This is a genomic window from Nostoc sp., from assembly GCF_035638895.1.
GTDB lineage: Bacteria > Cyanobacteriota > Cyanobacteriia > Cyanobacteriales > Nostocaceae > Nostoc.
The window spans coordinates 1-1884 of sequence record NZ_DASQZC010000709.1; the positions used below are offsets into that span (position 1 = coordinate 1).

General features: G+C 39.0%; 2 protein-coding genes. Both read left to right on the forward strand.

Annotated elements, in window-relative coordinates:
* The first annotated feature begins 25 nt into the window (after positions 1 to 25).
* Positions 26 to 190, forward strand: coding sequence for a J domain-containing protein (locus VE944_RS33600; RefSeq protein ID WP_324988014.1), 165 nt, complete (start codon positions 26 to 28; stop codon positions 188 to 190).
* Positions 191 to 1062: 872 nt separating this feature from the next.
* A partial coding sequence (locus tag VE944_RS33605) for a DUF4347 domain-containing protein (RefSeq protein ID WP_324988016.1) occupies positions 1063 to 1884 on the forward strand: 822 nt, incomplete at its 3' end.

Below are 1884 nucleotides of genomic sequence, written 5' to 3' on the forward strand. Positions count from 1 at the left end.
TTAGTTGGGTTGCTCTACATCCCCAGTGCTTGGTGTTAGTCCTGGTGCTTCTGATGAGGAGGTAAGGGAAGCATACCGGAAACTAGCACGACAACATCATCCAGATAACGGCGGTTCTGCTGATCAGATGGCTGCAATCAAAGCTGCTTATGAACAGGCAAAGCAGGTTGACTATAAGGTGCAACTATGAACATTAATCCTGATAAAGAATTTGAACAGTATTTAAAAGACCCTGGAGATCCAGAACTCAAGGCACTAGGACTTGTACGATAGCCTCAAAGAGAAAAAGTAAGTCTCATTATCTAGTTCGCGTAACTCATCCGCGAACAGTTTTTCTTTGTTTTACCCTCTATTTCTCCTTAACCGAGCAGTATTGAGTTAAGCCTTACCCACTGCACGGCTTGCAACAATTTGTGTTGACACAGCTTGGAAGTCCCCTGCGCTGCTTTTAAGCTAAACGCTATATAATTCAAGCTTCACAACCTCGATGACATTAATTTGGCACAGCGACAAATAAAAACTCCTGTATAGTTTTATAAGTAAAAGCGTAGATAAGTATAATTACTTATATAAATATTTACCATTGCATAGAATATAATAAAAAATTTATTCCAAAGCTAAAAAGGTTGATTTATAAGCTTTTGAAGTAAGTGTGACATTGCTCGGTTGTGCCTCATCAGAATTTCTCCTACTAGCTGCCTTCATACTTTTTATAATTCCTTTAAAAATATTTCAGTAATCATCCAGATGACTTAAGACTAGTAAATTAACAAAAATGGTTATCAAGGTATAACAGGTCAGGCTCTATAAAACTATTATCGTCAAAATATTCTTGAAACATTTGCCTTGTTAAAGTTACTGTTCTAGTCATTATTATGATAATCCTAATTACAAAATATGACTATTATCATAATTTGAGTGAGTAAGGATTACGAGCATCTTTTAAAAATGAATAAGGCTGCTATGTAGTCTATTCTGACTCGCATTATTCTGCCGCCTCACAGCCGAAAAATTCATTTTATCAACGGCTTTACTACACCAATATCGAGCATAAAAACTGAAATGAATAATCAACATTTGCGTGTCGATTCTAAACATATTATTGTCTTCATTGATTCTGCCGTAGAGAATTACCAACAACTAGTTAAAGGTGTAATACCACAAGCAGAAGTAATTGTCCTCACTTCCCAGCAGGATGGTGTTGAGCAAATCACCGCAGCTTTACAAGGACAAGTTTGCTTCACCAGCGTTCACATTGTTTCTCACGGTGCGCCAGGAACTCTTTATCTGGGAAACACGGAACTGAGTCTTAGCACTCTGGATCGCTACTCCGAACACCTGAAGGCTTGGTTCACTCCATCCCTGTTACTTTATGGTTGTAATGTGGCCATGGGTGATGCAGGAGAGGAATTCCTTACAAAACTTCACTACTTTACAGATGCAGCGATCGCTGCATCCACAACACCAATTGGAAATGCAGCACTTAATGGAAACTGGGAACTAGATAAAAATTTAGGAGCAGTAGAATTTTGTCCAGCATTTCTTCCATCTGTGATGGAAAGTTATTCTACAGTATTTGAACAGTCTAACCCTATAGTGGTAGGCAATACCAGTTATTTTACCACCTACGACAATATCAATGGCACAGAACTCTGGAGAATTGATGCCAACACTGGCAATCCAGTACTAGTCGCAGACATTAATCCCGGTAGTGCCTCCTCTAATCCCAGCAATTTCACAGTTCTAGGTAATATCCTCTACTTTACTGCCAACAATGGTTACAATGGCACAGAACTGTGGAGAATAGACCAAAATGGCTATCCACAACAAGTACAAGACATTAATCCTGGCAGTGCCTCCTCTAATCCCCGCAACTTCACAGTT